Annotated in this window: 27 protein-coding genes and 1 tRNA gene; 8 read left to right on the top strand and 20 right to left on the bottom strand. The window is 43.3% G+C overall.

Annotated features, from left to right (window positions below; all coding sequences use genetic code 11):
- The first annotated feature begins 16 nt into the window (after positions 1-16).
- The 4 genes from AXI57_RS03180 (at position 17) to speG (ending at position 1,885) form a co-directional block, all read left to right on the top strand.
- Positions 17-601: a TetR/AcrR family transcriptional regulator gene (locus tag AXI57_RS03180; RefSeq protein WP_003326817.1), complete on the top strand. Its 585-nt coding sequence runs from the start codon at positions 17-19 to the stop codon at positions 599-601.
- Between the two features lie 81 nt (positions 602-682).
- On the top strand, positions 683-1,018 hold the full coding sequence (locus AXI57_RS03175; RefSeq protein WP_061669209.1) for a DMT family transporter: 336 nt from the start codon (positions 683-685) through the stop codon (positions 1,016-1,018).
- Positions 1,018-1,332 carry a DMT family transporter gene (locus tag AXI57_RS03170; RefSeq protein ID WP_010790012.1) on the top strand — a complete coding sequence of 105 codons (315 nt, stop codon included), beginning with the start codon at positions 1,018-1,020 and terminating at the stop codon, positions 1,330-1,332. The genes AXI57_RS03175 and AXI57_RS03170 overlap by 1 nt, the downstream gene beginning before the upstream one ends.
- A 25-nt stretch (positions 1,333-1,357) precedes the next feature.
- The gene (gene speG / locus AXI57_RS03165) at positions 1,358-1,885 is read left to right on the top strand and encodes a spermidine N1-acetyltransferase (RefSeq protein ID WP_003326814.1); all 528 of its coding nucleotides are present in this window, start codon (positions 1,358-1,360) and stop codon (positions 1,883-1,885) included.
- 86 nt (positions 1,886-1,971) lie between these two features.
- On the opposite strand, the gene AXI57_RS03160 is transcribed toward speG, so the two are convergent.
- Positions 1,972-2,457, bottom strand: coding sequence for a DinB family protein (locus AXI57_RS03160; protein WP_061570755.1), 486 nt, complete (start codon positions 2,455-2,457; stop codon positions 1,972-1,974).
- A gap of 160 nt (positions 2,458-2,617) precedes the next feature.
- A tRNA-Arg gene (locus AXI57_RS03155) sits at positions 2,618-2,693 on the bottom strand.
- A 285-nt stretch (positions 2,694-2,978) separates the two neighbouring features.
- On the opposite strand from AXI57_RS03155, the gene clpP reads away from it, so the two are divergent.
- Positions 2,979-3,575 carry an ATP-dependent Clp endopeptidase proteolytic subunit ClpP gene (gene clpP, locus AXI57_RS03150; RefSeq protein WP_003326811.1) on the top strand — a complete coding sequence of 199 codons (597 nt, stop codon included), beginning with the start codon at positions 2,979-2,981 and terminating at the stop codon, positions 3,573-3,575.
- A gap of 33 nt (positions 3,576-3,608) precedes the next feature.
- Here the strand turns inward: clpP and AXI57_RS03145 are convergent, their stop codons facing one another.
- Together AXI57_RS03145 and AXI57_RS03140 are read right to left on the bottom strand one after the other, a co-directional pair.
- The gene (locus AXI57_RS03145) at positions 3,609-4,217 is read right to left on the bottom strand and encodes a DJ-1/PfpI family protein (RefSeq protein WP_061669208.1); all 609 of its coding nucleotides are present in this window, start codon (positions 4,215-4,217) and stop codon (positions 3,609-3,611) included.
- Between the two features lie 85 nt (positions 4,218-4,302).
- The gene (locus AXI57_RS03140; RefSeq protein ID WP_061669207.1) at positions 4,303-4,878 is read right to left on the bottom strand and encodes a TIGR00730 family Rossman fold protein; all 576 of its coding nucleotides are present in this window, start codon (positions 4,876-4,878) and stop codon (positions 4,303-4,305) included.
- Positions 4,879-4,992: 114 nt separating this feature from the next.
- Here AXI57_RS03140 and AXI57_RS03135 point away from each other — a divergent pair, with 114 nt between their 5' ends.
- Positions 4,993-5,313: a MazG nucleotide pyrophosphohydrolase domain-containing protein gene (locus AXI57_RS03135; protein ID WP_003326808.1), complete on the top strand. Its 321-nt coding sequence runs from the start codon at positions 4,993-4,995 to the stop codon at positions 5,311-5,313.
- Positions 5,314-5,338: 25 nt separating this feature from the next.
- Here AXI57_RS03135 and AXI57_RS03130 read toward each other — a convergent pair whose 3' ends face one another.
- Both AXI57_RS03130 and AXI57_RS03125 read right to left on the bottom strand, forming a co-directional pair.
- A complete protein-coding gene (locus AXI57_RS03130) occupies positions 5,339-6,949 on the bottom strand; it encodes a SulP family inorganic anion transporter (protein ID WP_003326807.1) in 1,611 nt (536 codons plus the stop codon).
- 18 nt (positions 6,950-6,967) lie between these two features.
- A complete protein-coding gene (locus AXI57_RS03125; protein ID WP_010790017.1) occupies positions 6,968-7,552 on the bottom strand; it encodes a beta-class carbonic anhydrase in 585 nt (194 codons plus the stop codon).
- 408 nt (positions 7,553-7,960) lie between these two features.
- On the opposite strand from AXI57_RS03125, the gene AXI57_RS03120 reads away from it, so the two are divergent.
- Positions 7,961-8,935 carry a 2-hydroxyacid dehydrogenase gene (locus tag AXI57_RS03120; protein WP_061669206.1) on the top strand — a complete coding sequence of 325 codons (975 nt, stop codon included), beginning with the start codon at positions 7,961-7,963 and terminating at the stop codon, positions 8,933-8,935.
- Positions 8,936-8,972: 37 nt separating this feature from the next.
- Here AXI57_RS03120 and AXI57_RS03115 read toward each other — a convergent pair whose 3' ends face one another.
- From AXI57_RS03115 to AXI57_RS03100, 4 genes are all read right to left on the bottom strand, one after another.
- A complete protein-coding gene (locus AXI57_RS03115) occupies positions 8,973-10,913 on the bottom strand; it encodes an FtsX-like permease family protein (protein ID WP_061669205.1) in 1,941 nt (646 codons plus the stop codon).
- Positions 10,888-11,667 carry an ABC transporter ATP-binding protein gene (locus tag AXI57_RS03110; RefSeq protein WP_061669204.1) on the bottom strand — a complete coding sequence of 260 codons (780 nt, stop codon included), beginning with the start codon at positions 11,665-11,667 and terminating at the stop codon, positions 10,888-10,890. The genes AXI57_RS03115 and AXI57_RS03110 overlap by 26 nt, the downstream gene beginning before the upstream one ends.
- Before the next feature lie 95 nt (positions 11,668-11,762).
- Complete coding sequence (locus AXI57_RS03105; protein WP_003326801.1) at positions 11,763-12,824, bottom strand: HAMP domain-containing histidine kinase; 1,062 nt, start codon at positions 12,822-12,824, stop codon at positions 11,763-11,765.
- A complete protein-coding gene (locus AXI57_RS03100; RefSeq protein WP_061669203.1) occupies positions 12,818-13,531 on the bottom strand; it encodes a response regulator transcription factor in 714 nt (237 codons plus the stop codon). Before AXI57_RS03100 ends, AXI57_RS03105 begins: the two co-directional genes overlap by 7 nt.
- A 241-nt stretch (positions 13,532-13,772) precedes the next feature.
- Between AXI57_RS03100 and AXI57_RS03095 the strand changes: the two genes are divergently transcribed.
- Positions 13,773-14,165 (top strand): ribonuclease, encoded by a 393-nt coding sequence (locus AXI57_RS03095; protein WP_370499865.1) that lies wholly within the window; start codon positions 13,773-13,775, stop codon positions 14,163-14,165.
- A gap of 45 nt (positions 14,166-14,210) precedes the next feature.
- Here the strand turns inward: AXI57_RS03095 and AXI57_RS03090 are convergent, their stop codons facing one another.
- From AXI57_RS03090 to AXI57_RS03045, 10 genes are all read right to left on the bottom strand, one after another.
- Positions 14,211-14,972 (bottom strand): arylamine N-acetyltransferase, encoded by a 762-nt coding sequence (locus AXI57_RS03090; RefSeq protein ID WP_061669202.1) that lies wholly within the window; start codon positions 14,970-14,972, stop codon positions 14,211-14,213.
- 23 nt (positions 14,973-14,995) lie between these two features.
- On the bottom strand, positions 14,996-15,253 hold the full coding sequence (locus AXI57_RS03085; RefSeq protein ID WP_003326797.1) for an HPr family phosphocarrier protein: 258 nt from the start codon (positions 15,251-15,253) through the stop codon (positions 14,996-14,998).
- Between the two features lie 24 nt (positions 15,254-15,277).
- Positions 15,278-16,228, bottom strand: coding sequence for a DNA-binding protein WhiA (whiA, locus tag AXI57_RS03080; protein ID WP_003326796.1), 951 nt, complete (start codon positions 16,226-16,228; stop codon positions 15,278-15,280).
- Between the two features lie 23 nt (positions 16,229-16,251).
- Positions 16,252-17,205: a gluconeogenesis factor YvcK family protein gene (locus AXI57_RS03075; protein WP_003326795.1), complete on the bottom strand. Its 954-nt coding sequence runs from the start codon at positions 17,203-17,205 to the stop codon at positions 16,252-16,254.
- 1 nt (position 17,206) lies between these two features.
- Positions 17,207-18,094 (bottom strand): RNase adapter RapZ, encoded by an 888-nt coding sequence (gene rapZ, locus AXI57_RS03070; protein WP_010790026.1) that lies wholly within the window; start codon positions 18,092-18,094, stop codon positions 17,207-17,209.
- 26 nt (positions 18,095-18,120) lie between these two features.
- Entirely contained in the window at positions 18,121-18,588 is a 468-nt protein-coding gene (locus AXI57_RS03065) for an 8-oxo-dGTP diphosphatase (RefSeq protein WP_035175302.1), read from the bottom strand.
- 335 nt (positions 18,589-18,923) lie between these two features.
- Positions 18,924-19,874: a thioredoxin-disulfide reductase gene (gene trxB, locus AXI57_RS03060; RefSeq protein ID WP_003326791.1), complete on the bottom strand. Its 951-nt coding sequence runs from the start codon at positions 19,872-19,874 to the stop codon at positions 18,924-18,926.
- 224 nt (positions 19,875-20,098) lie between these two features.
- On the bottom strand, positions 20,099-21,514 hold the full coding sequence (gene cwlO / locus AXI57_RS03055) for a peptidoglycan DL-endopeptidase CwlO (protein WP_061669201.1): 1,416 nt from the start codon (positions 21,512-21,514) through the stop codon (positions 20,099-20,101).
- A gap of 394 nt (positions 21,515-21,908) precedes the next feature.
- On the bottom strand, positions 21,909-23,369 hold the full coding sequence (locus tag AXI57_RS03050) for a tetratricopeptide repeat protein (RefSeq protein WP_010790031.1): 1,461 nt from the start codon (positions 23,367-23,369) through the stop codon (positions 21,909-21,911).
- Positions 23,370-23,553: 184 nt separating this feature from the next.
- Positions 23,554-25,323 (bottom strand): ABC transporter ATP-binding protein, encoded by a 1,770-nt coding sequence (locus AXI57_RS03045; protein WP_003326788.1) that lies wholly within the window; start codon positions 25,321-25,323, stop codon positions 23,554-23,556.
- Between the last annotated feature and the right edge of the window lie 9 nt (positions 25,324-25,332).

The raw sequence follows: 25,332 nt of genomic DNA, 5'->3' as shown, positions 1-25,332 counted from the left end.
TAGGAGGATCTTCACTATGCCAAAACACACGTCAGGGAAATATGAAAAAATACTGCACGCGGCCATTGAAGTCATTTCTGAAAAAGGATTAGATAAGGCTTCCATTTCAGATATTGTGAAAAGAGCCGGGACTGCACAGGGTACATTTTATTTGTATTTCTCATCTAAAAATGCTCTTATACCGGCTATCGCAGAGAATCTTCTGACACACTCTTTAGATCAGATCAAAGAAAAAATGAACGGAAACGAAAATTTCTGGTCTGTCTTAGATATCTTAATCGACGAGACATTCAATATTACGAACCTTCATAAAGATATTATTGTTCTTTGTTACTCCGGTCTTGCTATTGACCATTCCATGGAAAAATGGGAAGCCATCTATCAGCCGTATTATTCTTGGCTTGAGGGTATCATTAAGAAAGCTGTTGAAAACAACGAAATTATTAGCGATATTAATGTGAGATGGACGGCCAGAACGATTATAAACCTGGTTGAAAATACAGCTGAACGGTTTTATATCGGTTTTGAACAAGAGGAAAATATCGAAGTGTTTAAGAAGGAGATCTTTACATTCTTAAAAAGAAGCTTACTTACCGCATAAAAATTGAGCGGGTTGTCCTGCTTATTTTTTGCTTCCTATAAAATGACTGACGTTCATTCATAAACTACAGAGGTGTTTCAAATGTATTGGTTACTTGTTTTCATCGCCGGTTTCTTAGAAGTCGTATGGGCCTCGGGCCTTAAATACGCGGATTCGCTATTCGATTGGATTATTATCTTTTTGTTGATTGCAGTAAGCTTTATTTTGTTAATTCGTTCTTACAAAAAAATACCTATGACAGCCGCTTATACCGTTTTTGTCGGAATTGGGACAGTCGGCACTTACGTAACGGGAATCTTTTTAGGCGAACCCTTTTCCGCAGGCCAATTATTCTTTTTAGCCTTGCTGTTATTCGGAATTTTAGGAATGAAACTCTTTACCAAAGAGCAAAACAATCAATCAAGAGGTGAACAGTAATGGCGTGGTTGTTATTATTCATTGCCGGCATAGAGGAAATTATAGCTGCAATTGCAATGAAATATATAGACGGCACAAGAAAAAAATGGCCCATCATCGTGATGTGTTTCGGCTTTATTCTATCATTTTACTGCCTTTCAAAAGCCATGCAGGTCTTGCCAGCAGGAGTTGCTTATGCCGTATGGACCGGAGTGGGCAGCATCGGAGTTACAGCAGTCGGGTTTTTATGGTTTAAAGAACGGTTTACCCTTTCACAGCTGATCTCCCTTAGTCTCATACTCGTCGGCGTCATCGGCTTAAGACTTACATCATAACTTATACACATTGGAGGATATTCCCATGCATAACCAGCTTAAATTGCGTCCGTTAGAACGAGAAGACTTGGCATTTGTCCACCGTCTTAATAATGATGCGAAAATCATGTCTTATTGGTTTGAAGAGCCTTATGAAGCGTTTGTAGAGTTGCAGGATTTATATGACAAGCACATTCATGACCAAAGTGAACGGCGCTTTATTGTGGAAAAAGACACAGAAATGGTCGGACTGGTTGAATTAGTCGAGATTGATTATATCCACCGCAGAGCAGAGTTTCAAATCATTATTGATCCGCGTTATCAAGGCAATGGCTACTCAGTCATCGCGACCTATTTGGCGATGAATTACGCGTTTTCAGTATTGAATCTGCACAAACTTTATTTAATCGTGGACGAAGAAAATACAAAAGCCATTCACCTTTATAAGAAATCCGGTTTTTCTATGGAAAGCGAGCTGCAAGACGAATTTTTCGTCGACGGATTTTACCATAATGCCATCAGAATGTGCATTTTTCAGAAAGAGTTTTTGACAATGAAGCAGAATAGATCATAACAATAATCAGTAAAATACCAAGGGCCAGCGCTCTTGGTATTTTTATGCTGTTCTGAAGAATCATGCGGCAATGAGACGCATGACATTCAGTGTACACCCCTAGCAGAATCCCAACTGCCCTGTTCTTTGCGGATATGAAGAATCTGTCCGATATGATAGGTATTGTGAAGAAATAGATGGGTCAGAACAGAGGACCATGGTTCGTCATCGTTTATATAAGCAACAGAAGTGAATTTTTCGTCCTCACTCTGATGTAATTCCTCCCGCCAGCTGAGGAAAATGCTCTCCATGTTTTCAACGGTGTCATGCCAAGACGTTTTTCCCGCATGAAATGTTGTGTTATTATCACCTTTAGAAGACAATACTTCTTCTCCTTTAAAACGAAGTAAATAACGCTCATTATAAAAATTAAGATGATTCATGATTTCTTGTATAGAGTTTGTTCCGCTGACACTTTTCCATTGTGCCTGTTCTTCGGACAAACCTTCAATTGCATGCTTTAATGAAACAAACCAAGTATTTTGATCATAACAGGCAGCCAGCTGGTCGATAAATATTGTTTTGTCAGTCATAAGTGATCCTCCTTATGTGTAACTAACAAGCATTATTCGATGACTCAGTAAGTAATCCCTGCTCGTACATCTAACGAAAGGTTCGCGATTTCTTTTTACATAAAAAAAGACAAGGACGGCAAATCGCCAAAATCCTTGTCTTTCCTGTTGTTCTATTGGACGCGCTCGGAGGGATTCGAACCCCCGGCAGACGTGGTACCGGAAACCACCGCTCTATCCAACTGAGCTACGAGCGCATATAAATAAAAATTTCTTACAACGTCAGCACAACTTATTATACGGGATTTTACGGCGGATGACAACCCTATAATTTCTGGTCCTTTGCCTTTTCACAAACTTGCTCACATAAAGATTCACTTCTCTTCATAAACCATAATACAATGGTTTGAACGCCTTTTATTTTGGGAAAAATGGTGAAAAGATACTTCTTTTTGTTTTTAGTCAGCTTTTTGTTTGACCTTTATTGACCAAAAATGTATCATGTAACTACATACTTACCTAAAAGGTGAAGGAGGAGCATTATGAATTTAATACCTACAGTCATTGAACAAACGAACCGCGGGGAAAGAGCATATGACATTTACTCTCGTCTATTGAAGGACCGTATCATCATGCTTGGATCTGCGATTGATGACAACGTTGCGAACTCCATCGTGTCACAGCTTTTATTCCTAGAAGCAGAAGACCCTGAAAAAGATATTTCTATTTACATCAACAGCCCGGGCGGTTCCATCACTGCCGGTATGGCGATTTATGATACCATGCAGTTTATTAAGCCAAAGGTGTCTACAATTTGTATCGGTATGGCTGCATCAATGGGTGCGTTCCTGCTTGCTGCCGGAGAAAAAGGCAAACGCTATGCGCTTCCTAACAGTGAAGTTATGATTCACCAACCGCTTGGCGGAGCGCAAGGTCAGGCAACGGAAATCGAGATTGCTGCGAAACGCATTCTCTTGCTTCGCGACAAATTAAACAAAGTGCTTGCTGAACGCACAGGCCAGCCGCTTGAAGTCATTGAGCGCGATACTGACCGCGATAACTTCAAATCAGCCGAAGAAGCAATGGAATACGGCTTGATTGATAAGGTTTTGACACGCAACACTGAAGAACAGAAATAAGATGAAAGAGCTGCCTTAACAGGCAGCTCTTCTTTATCCAAACGGATGATCGTATTCCATTCGTTTCGCGGTCTGCTTTGCGGTTTGTTCTCCGAGAAGCCTCCTTACAATATGAAAAGACATGTTGATCCCCGCCGATATTCCGCCTGAGGTGACGATATGCCCTCCATCCGTATACTTTACTTCTCTGACAACCTCAACTTCCGGAAATTCCTGTTCCAGCCTGTCATAGCTTGCCCAGTGTGTGGTTGCTTTTTTACCGTCCAGCAGCCCGGCTTTTGCTAAAAGAAGCGCTCCCGTACAAACGGACAGCAATAATTCAACAGACGCAGACCGTTCCTTGATCCAATCAATCAGACGATCATTATGTATTTCTGTATTTCTAGCTCCCGGTCCGCCCGGCACAATCAGAATATCAAATGCCGGTGCCTGCTCAATGGAATAATCAGGACTGACAGTCAAGCCGTTTCTCGCCTTTACCGGTTCCCCTGTTTCTGAAATTGTTTTGACGGAAAACGGTTTGCGCTCATCCCCTTTTTGATCAGTAACAGCCGTGACTGAAAAAACCTCAAACGGGCCGGCAAAATCAAGCACCTCAACATCATCGAAAAGCAAAATACCGACACTCCAGCTCCCTTTCATACCCCCGCCTCTTTTCATGAATGTTTCAGCCCGCCAGTTCAGAAAAAACCACCGCGGGCAATGAAAACAAGTTCATATCAGTCTTTTAAATCTCTGTCCACTTTTTCTCTAAAATCGGGTAAGCGTAGTCTCTCATCTGCTGTAATAATTCAGCCGGACGGGAGGAGCTGTGGATGAGTTTTAAATGTGACTCGTTTGAAAAACCTTCCTGAATGCTGTATTTAATCATTTTCATCATTGGCTCAAAATACCCGTTGACATTATAAAGCCCGATTGGTTTTTGGTGAATCCCGATTTGCGACCAGCAAAGCACTTCAAATAATTCTTCATATGTACCGAAACCGCCCGGCATGGCGATATATCCATCGGCAAGTTCGCTCATCTTCGCTTTTCGCTCATGCATTCCGTTCACTTCAATCAGTTCTGTCAGCTTTTGATGGACAACCTCCCCGGAAAAAAGACCGCTCGGCATAACTCCAATCGCCTTTCCCCCATGTTCCATCAGCGTATCGGCTATCGTGCCCATAAGACCGACTCTGGAACCGCCGTAAACAAGGCCTATCTCTTGCTCCGCCATATACGCTCCCAGTTCCGCCGCTTTTCTTTTGTACTCTTCATTGACTCCCGGGTTCGATCCTGCAAATACACAAATTGTTTTCATCCCGCCATCTCCAAATCAATATATTGTATAAAAACATAAAAACTACACTATATATTGTCCCATGCGTATGAGATAATATCAACATCATTTATAAAAGTTACAGGAGTGATTTTTTTGCAGTTGGCTGAAGCTGAAAAATGGATGAAGGATTTTTATGAAAAAAGAGGCTGGACAGAGTACGGTCCTTTCATACGGGTGGGGTTTTTAATGGAGGAAGCTGGAGAGCTGGCGAGGGCTGTAAGAGCCTATGAAATCGGCAGAGACCGTCCGGATGAAAAACAATCGACTCGTGCTGAGCAAAAGCAAGAGCTGATTGAAGAAATGGGCGACGTCATCGGGAATATCGCCATTCTCGCCGATATGTACGATGTGTCTTTAGAAGACGTGATGAAAGCCCATCAAGATAAACTGACAAAACGATTTGAAAACGCATGAAAAAACGGCCGCAATGGCCGTTTTTTTAACCTGTGATCTCATCCTGATGATCAAAGAAATGCTGCTTGCCTATTTTGTGGAAGAGGCCTGTTTTATGCAGAAGCTCTTTAGGCTGGGATTGCAGGCCGACGATCATCAGTTTACCGTTATTCCGTTTCATTCTGTTCATAATATTCACCAAGACCGCTTCGGCGGACGTGTCCATATAATGCACTTTATTCATAAGTAAAATCATGGTCTTCGGTTTCTCTTGGACACGCTCTAACAGGGATGATTCCAGTGAATCAATCGATCCGAAAAACAGCGGTCCTTCAATAGAATACATGCTGACAGAAGCATCGGCTCCCTGCTGTTTGTTTGCGGCTTTGGCCATGACGGGATGCGATTCCTGATTGTGAATGCGGGTCGCCTCGCTCATTCTTCTGATAAAGAACACAAAAGCCAGCAGTAATCCCGTTGCCACACCAATAATTAAATCAAAAAGAACCGTTAAGATAAAGGTTGCTGCTAAAATGAAGGAATCGGCGTTTCTTAGCTTCAGCACATTCGCGACTTCCTTCCGTTCACTCATATTCCACGCCACGACCATCAGAACCGGCGCCATGCTCGCAAGCGGCACATGGGAAGCATATGGTGCGAATACAAGCAGCACGAGCAGCACAACGACGCCATGAACGACTCCCGACACCGGCGAAACCGCCCCATTTTTAATATTGGTTGCCGTTCTTGCGATAGCTCCGGTAGCCGGAATTCCGCCAAACAGAGGCGCAGCCATATTGGCAATTCCCTGGCCGACCAGCTCTTTGTTGCTGTCATGTTTCGACCCCTTCATGTTATCAGCTACCATTGCAGACAAGATCGACTCAAGACCTCCGAGAAGAGCGATGACAAGCGCGGCCGGAAACAGCATCACCATTTTATCCAGTGTAAACTCCGGGAATTGAAACTCTGGCAAATGACGCGGGATTTCCCCATATGTGGAGCCAATAGTTGCCATGTGATCAGGGAAAAACACAACTGCAACCATCGTTGAAATAAGCAAAGCCAGCAGAGCACCTGGAATTTTCGGCATCAATTTGGCAGACACAAGCAAAATGGCGAGTGCAATAACCGCAATCAAAATAGCATACCAATTAAATGTGCCGATCTTCTGTGCAATTTCAAACATATTCAGATGAAAGTTCTCATGTTTTTCCACATTTCTCAATCCGAAAAAATTAGCGATTTGCTCAGTGAATATTAATACCGCGATACCGGCCGTAAAGCCGATGATGACTGGTTTCGGAACGAACTTCATAATTTTACCGAGTTTAAACAGGCCGAACAGCACCAGCATTACTCCTGCCATAAACCCCGCAATCAATAGGTTTTCGAGTCCGTACTGCATCACGATGCCAAACAATATCGGCACAAAGGCGCCTGTGGGACCGCCAATTTGAAATTTCGATCCGCCAAATAAAGAAATACAGATCCCTGCGACGACAACAGTATACAGCCCGTATTCAGGCTCGACTCCCGAGGCAATGGCAAAAGCCATCCCTAAAGGAATTGCCACAACTCCTACTACTATACCTGCAATCAGGTCTTTCTGAAATTTCTGTAAATTGTATCCCTTGTATCTCCCTGAGAATCGCATATTACGTTATAACCTCCCTTATGAATTAGTCTTTATTAACTCAGTTTCATAACCGTTAATGACAACATCAAGTTTGCCTGTTTCGGGATGAATGACAAGTCCATGAACTGGAAACTTTTCTGGTAACAGCGGGTGATTCTTGATCATATTCACACTATGGGTAACGCTTTCTTCTACGCTGTGAAAACCCGTCAGCCAAGTTTCCAAATCCAAGCCGGCGCTATTCAGCAAGTTCAGACAGCTTTCTTCCACTCCGCGTTCCTTTGCTTTTTCAAGAATGGACGAAGCATTCAGCCCTGACATTCCGCACTCATGGTGGCCAATAATACAAACCTCTTCAGCCTGTAATTCATAAATGGCGACCAATATGCTGCGCATGACACTTCCGAATGGGTGGGAAACGATGGCTCCTGCATTTTTCACAATTTTAGCATCGCCGTTTTTAAGCCCCATTGCTTGAGGAAGAAGTTCAGTGAGCCTTGTATCCATACAGGTGACAATGACAAGCTTTTTTGTAGGGAATTTTGTCGTTTTGTAAGGTTCATATTTCTTCTCCCTGACAAATTGATCATTGTGTTCCAAAATCGTTGTTAATGAAACCATTCAATTTCATCTCCCATCCATATGATATTGCAAGCCTTCTTTCCTAGCCTACAGTAAGGAATTATAGCATAGGAACAGACAGCAAAAAGGCTTTCAAAAAAAGACACTATAAATGAACTGTAAATTAAAAATCATAAAAATTTATATCTTTCAAAGATAATAAAATTTATATTCATTCAATCCTATAATCCTGCTTTAAGAGGTTTGCTAGCAATTGTCTGACAAAAAATATAGGTGAATTCAGATAATTTAAAAACTTATTTAATCAGAGAACGTCTTATTTTTATTCTCGCGAATCATTTTAAGTTCAAAAGAACCAGAAATATGATAAACGCAGTCATAATTTTTAACTTCTATTTATTTCCGATATAATAAAATAGACAACAGCAATATAAAGGGGGAGCCTTTTTGAAACCATTTGTATTTATCGCAAAACCGATTCCTGAAGATATTGAGAAGATGATCGGCGAGCATTGCCGCTATGAGATATGGCAGGAGGATACACTTCCACAAGAGGTGCTATTCGAGAAAATGAAAGATGCTGAAGGGCTTTTAACTACTGGAACATCAGGGCCGTCCATCAACAGCGAGCTGCTTGAACATGCTCCTAAGCTGAAGGTCGTCAGCAATCAATCCGTAGGCTATGATAATTTTGATATAGAAGCGATGAAAGCAAGAAACGTCGTCGGCACTCATACGCCTTATACACTGGATGACACAGTGGCCGATCTGGCCTTTTCTTTAATTCTTTCATCTGCCAGACGTGTTGCTGAACTGGACCGTTTCGTCCGGGCCGGTAAATGGGGGACAGTTGAGGAAGAAGCACTTTTCGGCATTGACGTCCATCATCAAACATTAGGCATTATCGGCATGGGCAGGATCGGCGAGCAAGCGGCCAGACGCGCCAAATTCGGTTTCGATATGGACGTGCTTTATCATAACCGCCATCGCAAACAAGAAACTGAAGAAAGCATCGGCGTCAAATACGCTGAGCTTGACACACTGCTGGAGCAATCAGATTTTGTTCTGCTGATTACTCCGCTGACTGACGAAACGTATCACATGATCGGGGAACGTGAATTTAAGCTGATGAAGGATTCCGCAATTTTCGTCAATATTTCCCGGGGAAAGACGGTTGATGAAAAAGCGCTCATCCGTGCCCTTCAAGAAGGATGGATTCGCGGTGCGGGTTTAGATGTGTACGAAGAAGAACCAGTCGCAAAAGACAATCCGCTCTTGCAGCTCGACAACGTCACCTTACTGCCGCATATTGGCTCAGCAACAGCGAAAGTACGCTTCAATATGTGTAAACAGGCTGCCGAAAACATGATCGCAGCCATCCAAGGGAATACACCGAGAAATCTGACAAGAGAATTTCAGTAAATCAAAAAATCCGGTCTGATACAGACCGGATTTCATATTACATATGCTGGAGAACAGCACGCTTGTAAATATGACGAGTGACGATATAATAAACAGCCTGGAACACAAAATAAGTGAAAATGACAATTACGGCCTCAAGAAATAAGTTTGCATTCAGCATGTTGCTTAACGCTACATAAGCAAAACCTGCGTGAATCGTGCCCGCGATAAATGGGATGAAGAACAAAAATCCAATTTGTCTACCAAGGATGGAGTGAATCTCTTTGTCCGTAATCCCCATTCTCTTTAATGCTAACACTTGCACTCTCGTATCTTCTATTTCAGTAAACATCCGCAAATACAGCATGCTTCCTTGCACGATAAAAAACAGCACGCTGACAAACAGACCGATAAACAGCATTAATGCGACTCCCTGCTTCACCATTTGAAAACTCGGGGCACGCGTTTGAAAATCAGATGTATGTTCTTTCGGCACCATGTTTTCAAGCTTTTCAGAGACATCCACCGTCTCCTTCCAATGCTCAAGCTCATAGCCTACCACTCTCGTCTGATCCTTCAGCGGCACCTCCTGTGTCAGGCTGTCAAAGCTTTTTTCGTTGACAACTAATAAACGGCTGACTCCTCCGACTGACATCAATATCCCTTTGTTTTGCTGCTTTTTCATGACATAGGAAAGTGATTTTCCTGATTTTATATGAAATGCTGCTTTTTCCCCTTCTCTGAACGTGTCTTTTACCATCATCTGAAACGGGACATTGATAAACGCTTCATTTTCTTGTAAATGAATAACAGGGAAACCTTTTTCCTTTGCGACTTGATTATAGATTTTCTCTGAAATCAGCAAAGCCTCTGCTTCCGCTTTCTTGTTCCCATACGGCAAATCTGATTGAAATGTGACAGGAATTCCTGTGGCATTCACCTTATACTTGATGTCAGCATCTGCTTTTTTCAATGTGTTCTCAGCCGTCTCAGGCTTCATAACCTGAAAGCGGGAAGCGTCTTTTTCCACCCAGGCAACAGATTGAGGAATACTTTGCTCCTCCTGCCTTTCTAAATCAGCATAAAACATATAGATGACTCCTGTAGCGGTTAAAATGACCGCCGTAATGACAGAGGTTAAAAACAGCATGCGTGAATGATCCTTCAGCCTAAATATCATGTTGGAACGCACAATGATATTGGTTCCTTTGTAAAAGCTGTGTTTCTTTCTGTACAGCATGCGGAAAAACGCGACACTGCTTTGTGTAAAGAAGAAATACGTGCCGATTAACACTAAAATCAAAATCGGAAAGACACGAAACATCATGTCGATCGCATTGGCTGTGGCAGACAGATAATAACCGCCCGCCAGACAAAGCAAAGACAGCACAGAAAGCCATTTCGAATAGGCCGGTAAACTTTTAGGTTTTTGAGCGGATTTAATCAAATCTATGATTTCAAGCTTGCGAATCTGTCCCAGCGATAAAATGAGCAGGACTTGAAATAATATAAGAAAACCGGCAGCCGTCAGCACAAACGCTTTCGGTACAATCGCAAACGAGATCGGCACCTTCACGCTGAGCATCCATGTCATGATCATAAAAAACAGTTTCGAAAATAACAGCCCCGTTCCGATACCGGCCGCAATAGCCGCAAGAGAAATCAGCGACTGCTCATAGTAAATCATCTTTCGAAGCTGCTGCTTTGATGTCCCGAACAGCGTAAACAAGCCAAACTCTTTCTTTCTCGCCTGCAGAAACGCTGAATTGGAATAAGAAATAAAGAATATACAAAACACGATAATGACGACAAGAGCCGCGCTCAAACACGTTTTTACAAGGCTTCCGCCATACACATTGTCTTCCGTCACATCCGGGTGAAAAATAAAAGAGGTGAAGACAAAAAACACCGAGACGGCAAACACACAGCTTAAAAAGTAGGCAACATATCTTTGCAGATTCCCAATAATGTTCTTACGGGCGATGGTTCTCAAATTCATGAAAATCGCCTCCCAACACACTCAGGGTATCTAGGATACTTTGATAAAACACTTGCTGATTCGTTCCCCTGCGGATCTCTGAAAAAAATCTTCCGTCTTTAATAAAGACGATCCGTTTACAGAAGCTTGCCGCTGTAGCATCATGCGTAACCAATAGAATCGTTGCTTCCTTTTCTTCATTTAACTGAGCCAGCGTGTTCATCACCTGTTTGGCAGACTTTGAATCAAGGTTGCCTGTCGGTTCATCCGCCAATATCAGTGCCGGATTATGAATAATGGCTCTTGCGCAGGCCGCACGCTGCTGCTGGCCGCCCGACACTTCGTATGTACGGTGGTCTAAAATATGTTTGATTTGCAGGGTATCTGCCAGTTCATCTAAGCGGTTTTCCATTTCACTCAGCTTTACTTTGTCCAATGCGAGCGGAAGCAGGATGTTTTCCCGAATCGTCAGCGTATCAAGCAGATTAAAGTCCTGAAAGACAAAGCCCAGCTCTCTTCTGCGAAACAGAGCCAGCTCTTGATCCTTTAACGTTTTCGGCTGAATGCCGTTGATCATCATCTCACCCTGAGTCGGATTATCAATGGTAGCCAGCAAATTCAAAAGCGTGGTTTTTCCGCTTCCCGACGGCCCCATGATGCCGACAAATTCTCCTTTATCGACGTTGATGTCAAAATCGGTGAGCGCCTGATAATTGAGTGTTCCTTTATTTGAATAATACGTTTTGCACAGTTTTTTTGTTTCTAATACTTTCATGTGTTCTGCGCCTCCTTTTTCTTTATTATAAAAAGGAAGTCAGCAGCCTCCCATCGAACTTTCTTTCAAACCGGTCGCTGTACCTTACAATATTGTCACATAGTAAGAGTATCGCTGGAAAAGACGATCGTCATCACCGTTCCTTTCCCCTCCTCTGATTCGGCGGTCAGCCTATGTCCGAGCTGATGGCAGACTTCCTTTGCCAAATAGAGGCCCATTCCGGTCGCCTGTGACATTTTCCTTCCATTCTCACCGGTAAAAAACGGCTCAAACACCCGGGGAAGGTCATGGTCGGGAATGCCGATTCCTTCATCAGCCACCGACAAACGAACCTCAGACCCGCACTCTTGAATACTGATTAAAATGCTGTCTCCCGAGCCCTGATGAGAATATTTTAACGCGTTAAAAAGAAGCTGCTCTAATACGAAGGCCAGCCATTTTTGATCACTGGAAATGTTCACAGGCACTTGAGGCGTTTCCAGCACCGGAAATATACGCCGTTTTATAAACTGCCGCTTCTCTTTATTGATCAGACTTCGGACGAGCCCCGCCACATCAAAGGTTTCAGGCTTTACATCAAAGGCGAATTCATCAAGCCGGGCGGTCTGCAGCATCATTTCCAGCCCGTGACGAAATCGCTCATTTTCAGCTTCAAGCTCTTCTAAGAAAACTTCAGTTGATGGCGAATCCATTCTTTTGCCTTCCTGTATCATCATGGAAATGACGGAGACCGGTGTTTTCATATGGTGAATCCACTGATTAATAAATGTTTGATGCTGTTTTTGTTTATTCATATATTGTGCGATCTGCCTATCGTACTGCTGATTCAGCTCTTTCAAAATATCAGTCCATACCGCCTGCTCCCTCGTGCGGGGATTTCGGGCCGACAATGCGGCCCCCATGTTATAAGCCGGCGAATCCGCTTGGTCCGCGCAGCTTTTCAAAAATGTGAGAAACGAATATTGCCTGATATAATCCGCAGTAAAACCGACAGCCAATAACACGCCAGGGAGAACCCAGAGGTAGATCAAGTTTTCTAATGAAAGCTCTGCGCCGCTTTCCGTTATGCTAAAAAAAGCGATCAGCATGGCAGCCCCTATACTCAAAAAGGAAAAGAGAATAATGACAATGCGGTCAAGCAAATAGGTCTTTAACACTCTTGTTCATCCTTCCGGTTTATTTCAAATTTATAACCCTTTCCTCTTATCGTAGTGATAGCCTCTTGTAAGCCCGCATTCTCCAGCTTTTTTCTCAAGCGATTGACATTCACCGTCAATGTGTTGTCATCCACAAAATCAATCTCATCCCACAATGCCTCAAGCAATTCATCCCTTGTCACAATTTTTTTATGTTCTTTTACGAAAATGGACAGAAGCTGAAACTCTTTTTGCGAGAATGACATTCGATTGTTTTTCCATTCCGCTTCATACTTATCCGGATAGATATATAATTCACCAATCTCTACTACTTTTGATTCTTGTGAGATTGAGGGAGAGTACTCCCCATACGTCCGGCGCATCACACTTTTGATTTTTGCGAGCACCACTTCCAGATGAAACGGCTTTGTGATATAGTCATCGCCGCCGTGTTCAATGGCCATCACCTGATTCAGCTCGTCCGTGCGCGCGGAAATAAAAATGATCGGAACGTTTGAGATCGTTCTGATCTGCCTGCACCAATAAAAACCATCAAAATAAGGAAGATTAATATCAAGCAGTACAAGATCCGGCTTCATAGCCGTAAATTCTTCTTTAATCTGATTCAGCTTCTCAGCTATTTGCACATGGTAGCCGTATTTTTGCAGATGTCCGCACAATAAAGAGGCTATCCGTGTATCATCTTCAACAAGCAATATACTGTACATCTTTTATCCCCTTTTTTCTCAAAGTGTTCCTGTTATTTTTAGCCCAATGCTAGTCGAAAAGAATTATTTTTCAGAAAAATTAATTTATTTCAATTCGTTGCTGTTACAATACGTAATAGATAAACATCGTTAGAGCCTCATACCTCTTGAAATTCATTAAAGACAGGAGGAAGGTTAATTGAGGAAAAAATGCTTATCACGGATTGCTGTATGTATGATGCTGCTGTTTTCAATGACAAGTATGCTGTTTTCACCAGATGCGAAAGCAGAACAGAGATCAATGGAATCAGCCGCTGCATCAGCTCAGGTTATTAACACCTTTGACGGCGTTGCTGATTATTTACTGACGTACAAAAAGCTTCCAGACAATTATATCACGAAGGCACAAGCCCAGGCGCTTGGCTGGGTGGCTTCTAAGGGCAATTTGGCAGAAGTAGCGCCGGGAAAAAGCATTGGCGGTGATGTATTCAGCAACCGTGAAGGCAGGCTGCCGGCAAAAAGCGGCCGCACTTGGCGTGAAGCCGATATCAATTATACATCTGGCTTCAGAAACGCCGATCGGCTGCTGTACTCCAGCGACTGGCTGATTTACAAAACAACAGATCATTACGAAACATTTACACGGATCAGGTAGATGCGCGTCAAAAAAACGGTTACCCTAGGGATAACCGTTTTTGCATTATTGCTTGAAAAAGTGTTCTTCCAGCTTCCGGCCAAAATCTGAGGCATGAATATTTTCTTTGGCAGATTCACCGTTCTTCCGGTTCACAGTCAGATGATTCTCTGTCAAAACCAAATGTCCGTCAGGCGTCAGTTTGGAAGCGAGCGGCTTTTTATTAAAGGGTGACAGGTCATGATGATAAATGATGTCTCTCATAGCTGACAGGTCATCAGCCTCTATTTCTTTGAGGGTGAAAGCGTATCCCGTCTGCCAGCCTTCTCCTTTGTCCATCTCAAGCACATGGCTGCCCATTTCTGTCTGTTGTTCTATGATTCGGTATTTGCCTGTGGCGGCTTCCACGGTTTCTCCTGATAAAGGAATTGGCTGCAAAGCGAGATTAACGCCAAAACCGATGTCGGTGATATAATCGCCTTCTTCAGTAGATAGCAGAACAACGGCGTGCGTTCCCTCTAACGCCCACTGGCCTTCCTTTTGAGTATAGACTGTGCCGCTAATCAGCCTGACATCAAACCCCGCTTCATAGAGCACATAGTAAAGAAATCCGTTCAGATCGTAACAAAGGCCTCCATGCCGCTCTTTCACAATGTGATTCCATAAGCCGTCCCTGGACATATCATATTGATGTTTCTCCAAAACGGCCCGATTTTCAAATGGAAGCTGATAAGCCAGTTTTGTTAAAAAACGAGGAAGGTCGTCAAAAGCCAGTGTATCCTGATCCCAGCCTATTTTTGTATAACATTCTTTCAAAAATTCGTTCATCTTCCGGACCTCCCTGCATGCGCTTAAACTTCTTCCTGAACGTAAGCAGTAAGTTTTTCAAGAGCTTCTTGTTCATCTTCTCCCTCTGCAATCAAGGTCACTTCAGTGCCTGTGCTTACCGCAAGGCTCATCAGCCCCATGATGCTTTTCGCGTTGACCTTTTTCCCATCCTTCTCAAGAAATACATCTGATGTATATCGGTTTGCTTCTTGTACAAACAATGCAGCCGGGCGTGCTTGCAATCCCGTTTTTAATCGCACTTCCACTTTCTGCTGAACCATAAGATCTCCCCTTTTCTGTACGGTTTATTTTAAAGTGATGGTTTGCCCCGTTCGCAGCTGTTCTGCGATTTCGTCAAGTTTCCTTAGACGGTGGTTGATACCGGACTTACTGATCTTTCCGCTTGTGACCATTTCCCCTAGTTCTTTGAGTGTTACTTCTTGATAATCTATCCGAAGCTGCGCAATTTCTCTGAGCTTGTCAGGAAGTGCTTCCAGCCCGATTCTTTCATCGATGTATTTAATGTTCTCCACTTGTCTGAGCGATGCCCCGATGGTTTTGTTTAAGTTTGCCGTTTCACAATTGACGAGTCGGTTCACGGAGTTACGCATATCTCTGACGATTCTGACGTCTTCAAATCGAAGCAGAGAATTGTGGGCTCCGATGACATTCAGGAATTCGGTGATTTTCTCAGCTTCCTTTAAATATGTGATATAGCCCTTTTTCCGTTCCAATGTTTTACTGTTCAAATGAAACTCATTCAACAGTTCACATAAGGAATCGTTGTGCTCTTTATAGAGAGAGAATATTTCCAGATGATAAGAGGAGGTCTCAGGATTATTGACAGAGCCTCCAGCTAAAAATGCTCCTCTCATATAAGAGCGCTTGCAACATCTTTTTTTGACAAGCTCCTCGGAAATATTTCGTTCAAACACAAAATTCTCGCCGAGTATTTTTAAGTCCTCTAATATCAATTTTGCTTTTTCTGAAAAGCGCACGATGTAGACGTTATTCTTTTTAAGCCGCATTTTTTTTCTGACGAGCAGCTCGACCGACACATCATACTGCTTTTTCAGCAATGTATAAATGCGGCGGGCGATCGCCGCATTTTCGGTTTGGACATCAAGCACAAGATGGCGGTTGGAAAACGATAAAGACCCATTCATCCGAATGAGCGCTGAAAGCTCTGCTTTTGAACAGCAGTCCTTCACTTCAAGATTGGTCAGCTCTTTTTTTGTTTCTGATGCAAATGACATATAGCCACCTCATTTCAAGGCTTCTATTCTTTCAATAAATCCACGAGAAGAGAAGCCACTTTATGTGTATCGTGACGAATTACGTCATTTTTATAAGTTACGATGCGGTCTCTGATGACCTCGAGCCCCATCGTCTTCAGATCATCGACATTGAAATCAACAGGGCGCGCCAATTCCATTGCGTACTTCTGTTTTATTTCGTCAGGAATATCCTCATTGTTTATTAAAATCGTATCAATAAATGGACGATCCATATGATCATTCAGCGCTTTTACATGGTCGGCGGCGCTGTAATTCAGCGTTTCGCCAGGCTGGGTCATCACATTGCATATATATACTTTTTTCGCTGATGCCTTTAATACTTCCTCACCGATCTTCGGAACGAGCAGATTCGGAAGAATGCTTGTATACAAGCTGCCTGGACCGATAATGATCAAGTCCGCTCCCCGGATCACTTCAAGAGTTTCCGGCAGCGGATCAATTTTTTCGGGTGTAAGGAAAACCCGCTTAATGCGCTGTCCGTATGACGGAATCGTGGATTCTCCGGATACCACCTGGCCGTCCTCCATTTCAGCGTGAAGGATGACACTGGTATTGGCAGCCGGCAGCACTCTCCCGCGGACATTCAACACCTTACTCATTTCTGTCACAGCGTGAAAAAAATCACCGGTTATATTCGTCATCGCTGCAAGAATTAAGTTTCCGAGTGAATGGCCTGTCAAATCGCTCCCTTTGTTGAAGCGATGCTGGAACAGGTTTTCAACCAATGGCTCCACATCGGATAAAGCGGCAAGCACGTTTCTGATATCACCTGGCGGCGGAATTTGCAGTTCGTCTCTTAAACGCCCTGAGCTCCCGCCGTCATCGGCAACCGTTACAATTGCAGTAATATCAACAGGCTTATGCTTTAAGCCCCTCAGTAAAACCGAAAGGCCTGTTCCGCCGCCAAAGATTGCGATTTTCGGCTTCTGTCCCATTTTATTTACGGCTTCTCTTTTCAATGTCCCGGTGAGTGACATGAGTATAGTAATCCTGTTTAAAATAGTCAGCCAAATATTCGACAAGCGTGACTGAGCGGTGCTGTCCGCCTGTACATCCGATAGCGATGACGAGCTGGCTCTTTCCTTCCCGTTTATAAGACGGCAGCATAAAGCTCAGCAAATCAATAAGCTTTTCATTAAACTTTTGCGTTTCATTCCATTTCATGACGTAAGAGGACACCTCTTCATCCTTCCCCGTCAGCGGCCGCATACTCTCAATGTAATAAGGATTCGGCAAAAATCTGACGTCAAAGACGAGATCTGCATCAATCGGAAGACCGTATTTAAATCCGAACGACATAATATTGACTGTAAAAGTTTCACCTTGATTTGTCGCAAAGTGATTTACAATTTTTTCCCGCAGGTCCTTCGGCTTCATGTCAGACGTATCGTAAATCATTTGGGAACGGCCTTTCAGTTCCTCAAGCAGCTCACGTTCAATTCCGATTCCTTCAAGCGGAAGGCCGGTAGTCGCCAGCGGATGCGAACGCCTTGTTTCTTTATATCGTGTCACGAGAATGGAATCCTTCGCGTCTAAAAATAAAATGCGCGGCGTAATCCAGGGGCTTTCCCCCATTTCATCCAGCGCCTCGATCAGCCGGTCAAAAAATTCACGGCCGCGCAAATCCATCACAAGCGCGACCTTGCTCATTTTAGAGTTTGATTCCTTCATCAGCTCTAAAAATTTCGGAAGTAATGAAGGCGGCAGATTATCGACACAGAAATAGCCGAGATCCTCAAAGCTCTGAATGGCAACAGTTTTTCCCGCTCCCGACATTCCAGTTATAATGACGAGCTGAATATCATGCGTTTCACTCACACTCATCTTTTCTCCCCCTGCCGTATCTGTTTTTATTTTATATGCTGCGGATCTAAACGGTAACTCAGCAGCTCAAAATCCGGTGTATACGTAAAGGTGCCATGAAGCAGTCCTTGTCCTTTCATCATAAAATCGAGAATATGCCCGTCTCCCGGTGCCATTGGCAGGTTGTGAATATCTTTGACATCATGCCATTTTAAAATGCCTTCCTCCGATTCGGAGACGTTTCGCCCTGTATAGGAATCGGCGACAAACGTAAACATCATCCACTCAGAAATGATCTGATCCTGTTCTTTTATGATAAAGGTAAAAACGCCTTTAAGCTGCGGGTTTAATATATAAATCCCAGTTTCTTCTCTGTACTCTCTGATGACGGAATCTCTGACCGACTCTCCACTCTCCATTTTTCCGCCGGGCGCTACCCACCAGCCGCGTCTCGGCTTTTGAAGGAGAAGAACTTGGTCATCCGTCTGAAGCACACAATTTGTCACTCGTTGCAAAGTGCGTCACCTAACCTTTTCATCCCTGTCATCGTCTCTTCATTATACCGTTTCAAATGGTCCCTCACAATGCAGAGACATTAACATTCTTTTTCTTTTATTTTACAGCAAATCCTTCCGTTCGATCATCTGAATTTAGATAACTCTTGAAAAAAGTGTGTCCATCTTTGTTTGGACAAAAAAAGGGCACGGATACTGGAGGATCCGTGCCAAAGTGTATTCATTATAAAAAGGGGGTCAATTACTGTTTTCATCATAACGCAGAAGTATTTCACCCGTGTTACAGAGGAATTAAAACCCAGTAACGATTTATGAAACTCTAATGACAGCCCTTTTTATTTCATTGCTTTTAACGTTTCCTGAAGCTCCTCGACATAGTGCTGTACGCTTTGTGCAGCGATACTGCCGTCTCCTGTAGCTGTTACAATTTGGCGTAAAGATTTTTCGCGAATATCTCCGGCTGCAAAAATACCGTCTACTTTTGTTTCCATACGGTCATTAGTTTCGATGTAGCCTTCATCATTGGTGATGCCCAGATTTTCAAATGGTTTTGAGAGAGGCAGCATTCCGATATAAATGAATACGCCGTTTGTCGCAAATTCCTCTTCTTCGCCGCTGATTGTATCAACAAGGGTTACTTTGCCCACTTTGCCGTTTTCCTCATGAATTTCTTTTACGGTCTTATTCCAAATGAAATCAATTTTTTCATTGTCAAACGCGCGTGCTTGAAGAATGCTTTGAGCACGGAGTTTATCTCGTCTGTGTACGATCGTAACTTTTGATGCGAAGCGCGTTAAATAGACGCCTTCTTCTACAGCGGAATCTCCGCCGCCTACAACAACGAGCTCTTTGCCTTTAAAGAAAGCTCCGTCACATACAGCGCAGTAAGACACGCCGCGGCCGCCTAATTCTTTTTCGCCCGGAACGCCGATTTTTTTGTATTCCGCACCGGCAGAAATAATGATGGCACGCGCTTTGTATTCTTTTGAACCGGCTTTGACAGTTTTGTACTCTTTGCCGTCAACAATTTCTTTAATATCGCCATACGCATATTCAGCGCCGAATTTTTTCGCATGGTCAAACATTTTATTAGAAAGCTCAGGGCCGAGGATACTTTCGAAACCGGGATAGTTTTCAACATCTTCGGTATTGGCCATTTGGCCGCCCGGTATTCCTCTTTCGATCATTAATGTTGATAAATTCGCTCTTGATGTGTATACCGCGGCCGTCATCCCAGCGGGACCTGCGCCGATAATTATCACGTCATAAATTTTTTCTTCAGACACAATGTTCACTCCTTAACCAGTCTTTTCGAGATTGGGCGTTTATGATAAGAATCCCCATCAAACGTATTCCTTACCCATATCCTATAAAATCTTCAGGTGAAGCGCTATTTTTTTGCTCATCTTTTTCAAAACAATGATTACATACGCTTACAAAGGGTATGTATATAATGAAGCCCTTTTCTTAAAAGAAAGAGCCTTCTGCAACAGAAGGCTCCGAAGTCTTATTATTGAACGACACGTCTAACGTTGCCGTTGAATGCTTTTTTCCAGTAAGGGTTGCTCATAGAGTCAATAGACACACCATGTGACGTATTGTCATTAAGGAACGTACCGTTTCCTAAGTAAATGCCGACGTGGCCGTTTGTTTTGTAAGTATTAAAGAACACCAAGTCGCCGCGTTTCATTTCAGATGCACTGACAGCTTTTCCTCTGCCGATTAATGTATCTGTGTTTGTTCCACTCGCAGGTCCTAGATTCACACCTGCTGATGCGTATGCCCAGCGTACGAATGAAGAGCAGTCAAAAATACGGTTGTTAATATCAGACTGAGTACGGCCGCCGCCAAATTTGTACGGAGAGTTACCGACAAGGCTTGAACCTACGCTGATTGCTCCTTCAATGCCGCCAGAGTTACTGATGACAGAACCGCCGCCTGAGCCGCTGTCAGAGTCATTAGAGCTTGTGCTTTTCTTAGATGTTGAACCTGATGATTTGTTTGATGAATTTGATGCTGTATTGTCAGATGATTGAACTGTTGCTTTTTTAGCCGGAGCTGATGCCGTCTGGCTGTCATCTGTTTGGTTTTCATCAGCAGAAGCTTTTTGAGCTTCTTCTTGTTTTTTGATCATTGCAGCTGCTGCTTCCTGCTGCTTTTTGATGCGTTCTTGCTCTTTTTCAGTATTCGCTTTTTGATTAGCAAGCTTTGAAGCCTCTGATTTTAATTCAGAAATTGCAGCCGCTGCTTTTTCTTGGCTTTTCTTTGCTTCGTCAAATAGCTTGTCTTTTTCATCAAGCTGTTTATCAAGACTTTTTTGCATTGTTTCCAGCTTAGCAAGTGTCGCTTGGACTTCTTTCAGCTTATCATTCAGATCTGCTTCTGAATCTTCAAGCTTCGCTTTATCCTGTTCCTGCTGTTTGATCAAATCTTTGTCAGCATCAACAATAGACGATACAGCAGTTGCGCGTGAAACGAAATCACCGAAACTGGTTGAACCTAAAAGCACGTCTATGTACCCTTGTGATCCGCCGCTTTCCTGTAATGAACGAACGCGTTTTTTCAGGATTTCATTGCGTTTTTCAATGCGGGCTTCTGTTTCTTTAATTTCTTTTTTCAATGCTTTGATTTCTTTTTTCGTTTTATCGTTTTCTTCTTTTTTATCTTCTACTTTGTTGCTTGTATCAAGCGCCTTGGCGTTAATTTCTTTTAGTTCTTTTTCGATTTTAGATTGATTGTTCTGAAGCTCAGTCAATTCTTTCTCTTTCGCTTCAATGTTGGAAGCTACTTCTGATTGCTTGCTCTCAATCTGCTGTTTCTTGTCTTCTAATGTTTCCGCCGATGCAGTTTTGCTTGTAAACGGGATCAAAAAACTGCTTGTCCCGATGACGGAAGCCAAACTAAGTGTTAATAAACTCTTTCTCACTTTTTGTATCCTCCCTTTTACTATAAAGCTGTTCTTATTTGGATTCTTTTATTTTGCACATCAAAATTAGGTTCCTCATACTCTACGAGGAATGATGATATTTTATGGTTATTTTACTAATCTCTGTAACTGGTTTTATGTGTTCTTTTCATTTGTCATCATATGTAAAAAACACTAATCTTTTTATGTACGAGACTCATTATACCATCAAGTTTCGACATTTTTACGATAAATTTTATTACATTTATGTTTCAAACACATGTCAAGAACGGCGATGTTTGTCATCTTTTTTAAAAGTCAAGGAAACTTGTCGAATTTATTTTTGTAATATCATTTTTTCAAAAAAAATAAAGCTGACACTTCAATCACAAAGTGTCAGCTTTATTTATATATATTATTCTAGTATATCATCAATCTGTTTCATATATTTCGTCAAGGTCGCTGCGGATATGCCAAATTTGGCCGCAGTCTCTTTTTTGGAGTGCTTTTCGCCATTGACTTCTTTCCAAATATAATAGATGGCTGCTGCCCATCCGCGTTCATTTTTCTTAGCGGCGGATGCGCGGATTTGCTGAATGACATGAAATACCCAGCAGCTCATAACATCTGTTTTCATGCCGTTTTGTTCTGCTTGCTCAAGCAGCTTGACCGTACGGTATGCGAATAAAGCGTCTGATGAAACATTGAGAGCTTGCGATTCTCCTGAGAGAAGAAGCTGGACGAATTGATTCTCAAACGGTGCCGTAATTCGCTTTGAGCGGATCACAGCCTCGAGCTGCTCGGTTTCACCTTTTGTGCTGCTGAGGTAATACGCTGCCAGGCGCTCTTCTATAGAAGTCTTTGAAGGAAGAGCCTCGCGGCGTTCTTCCCATGGAGCCAAACGGGAAGTTTCCGGATATTCTTCTCTCGCTCTCTTCCAAACGCTTTCGGCAAATTCACGGCTGCCTGTATAGTAAGCGGAGCTGGCGAGCCAGTAATAAAACGTGTCGTCTCCTTCAAAACCGCTTCTATATAAAGATTTCAGCCACTTGTAGCCTAGATCGTAACGGCCGACAAGCGCCAAGGTGGCCCCGAGTTTATAGCGCTGTTCAAATAACATCGGATACACATTGGCAAGCTGTCCGCTTAATTCGCTTACTTTCTCGTCTTCCCGCTCATAATAGCAAAATACGAGCAAATTGCATAAAGCATGAAGGTTCCCGGTGCTTTCTTCCAAGACTTGATAAACCGTTTCCTTGGCTTTAACCACCTTGCCGGAGTAAAAGTAAGCGAGCGCCAGATTGTTATAGGCGGACCAAAATTCCGGATAATCCTGAATGATTTCCTCCAGCATGACAATGGCTTCCTCAAGCTGGCCGCTTTCAAGGAGCGCTTTGGCGCGGTCCTGTTTCACGAGCAGATCATCCTGATCGTATAGAGAATCTTCCCGCCCGCCTTCTCCTAAATCAAGCAGTTCAAGCAGGCTGTCATTTTCTTCACTGAACTCGCCTTCAGGCTCCGCGTTTAAATAGGCGGACGCTTCTTTATAGGCTTCCTGAAAGAGTCCGAGATGCGCGTAATTATTTGCCTTAAAATAGTGGCATTCCGGCATTTCTTCTTTCAGTTTCACTAAAATAAGATCAAGAAGCTCGTTTGACTGCTGATAATGGCCCATTTCAGAATAGATAACCGCCAGCTGCGAAAGCATTTCAGAATCTTTCGGCTCAAGCTGCACCGCACGTTGAATCAGCTTGCTCGCCCGCTGGAGATTTCGTTCTCTATAAGCCTTCAGTCCTTTATGAAAAAAATATTGTCCATCTTGAAACAGCTGGACAATTTGTGTGTCATTTTTATGTTCAGAAGTGTGTTTTCCCACAACTACCCTCCGTTTATCAATATTACCGTCAGTAGTATACCATAAATCCTTAGTGCCTCAATAGATGAAAAGGAAGGATTGGGAAAATTCATTCGCTTTTTTTCTGGCTGAATCGACCAAATTTTAGATTGGATGCCGCTTTTCACATGATAGCTTGAATCATAATAACTCCCTATTCTGTCTGTCAAACGGCTTTGTTTTCCAGGTCGGCATTCATCTTCAGCTGCTGCTCGGCAAAGTCGCGGTACAGGTCATGAGAATCCATTAATTCATGGTGTGTGCCCCGGCCCGTAATTTCGCCCTGTTCGATAAATAGCAGCTGATCTGCATCCACTACGGTTGATAAGCGGTGAGCGATGACGATGGTTGTGCGGCCCGCCATCAGTACATCAAGCGCCTGCTGCACTGATTTCTCAGACTGGCTGTCAAGGCTTGAAGTCGCTTCATCAAGCATCAGTATACTCGGATCACGAAGAAGCGCTCTGGCAATTGCGATTCTTTGCCGCTGTCCGCCTGACAGCATGATGCCGCGTTCACCGACTTCTGTATCAATCATATCCGGCAGCTCTTTAATAAAATTGAGAGCATATGCCATTTCCGCGGCTTTTTCGATTTCAGCGTCAGTCACTTCACGTTCTAAACCATAGCAAATATTGTCGCGGATTGTTCCGGACATTAACGGGCTTTCTTGCGATACGTACCCGATCTGCTGCCTCCATGATTCAAGCGAATAGCTATCAATCGGATCATCTCCAAGTCTGATTGTACCTTCCGTCGGGTCGTAAAAACGTTCAAGCAGCTTAAACAATGTGGTTTTTCCTCCGCCGCTCGGTCCGACAATCGCTGTTACTTTACCGGCTTCAATTGTGGCGCTGATATTTTTCAGTATGAGCTGGTCTTGTTTATAGCCAAATGATACATCCTCTAACCGAATCGGCTGGTGGGCATTCTCGATTTGTTTTCCCGTCACGGTATCTTCTTCTATCTCCGCCAAAATTTCAATCATACGCTCTGTTGCTCCGATTGATTTTTGGAGTTGTGTAAAGAAAGCCGTAATCTGCCCCATCGGCATAATGATTTGAAACAAATATAAAATAAAGGCAACGAGCGATCCGGCGGTTAACTCGCCTGACGACACCTGCATGCCGCCATAGCCGATAACGGCAACAAGTGCGGCCATTAAGACAAGAGTGATAAGCGGGCCGACAAGCGACTGTACCTTTGCTTCACGAAGGCCAAGCCGGAATAACGACGAAATTCCCGCTTTTCCCCGTCTGTACTCCACATCTTCTGCATTCGAGGATTTGACAAGGCGGATCTCAGGTAAAATCTGATTCAGCAAACCGGTAAACCGGGCCGTTTCATCTTGTGTTTCACGAGAAATGGTAAACATTTTGCGTCCGATCGGCACCAAAATAAGAGCTGCCAGCGGAACCACAATCAAAACGAGCAATGTCAGCTTCCAGTTCATAATAAATAAAATGGTGATAGAACCGATGACGGAAATGATTCCTGTAATAAAGCCGCTGATGTGATTTGTGATCAGTTCCTTTACGACCATGGTGTCATTTGTCACCCGGCTGATCGTTTCCCCTGACGCTTTTGTGTCAAAGTAGGACACAGGGAGCTTAATTAATTTCTTCCATAATAAATCGCGAAGTCCGGAAATGATTTTTTGACCGCTGTAGTTCAGGGCATATGTGGCATACGCGCTTAGCCCGGCCTGAATGACAAAGACGAGTACGATGAGGCCGATTTGCCCCCCTGATAATGAAGACATCGAAAAGCCGTCGACAAGCTGCTTTGTCAATAGAGGGATAAGCAGGCTGACCAGCGTTGTGACGATACTGAGTGTGAGGGCAAACGCTAATTTTCCGTACGATGGCTTTGTCTTTTTCACCAGTGTAAAAAATGCGCTGAATTTTCCTTTTTGCATTGGCTGTTTATTTGTCATATGGTTTCC

It is taken from the genome of Bacillus atrophaeus (assembly GCF_001584335.1).
Taxonomy (GTDB): domain Bacteria; phylum Bacillota; class Bacilli; order Bacillales; family Bacillaceae; genus Bacillus; species Bacillus atrophaeus.
Note: the sequence above shows the minus strand (reverse complement) of the source record. Positions and strands in the feature narration are given on the sequence as shown.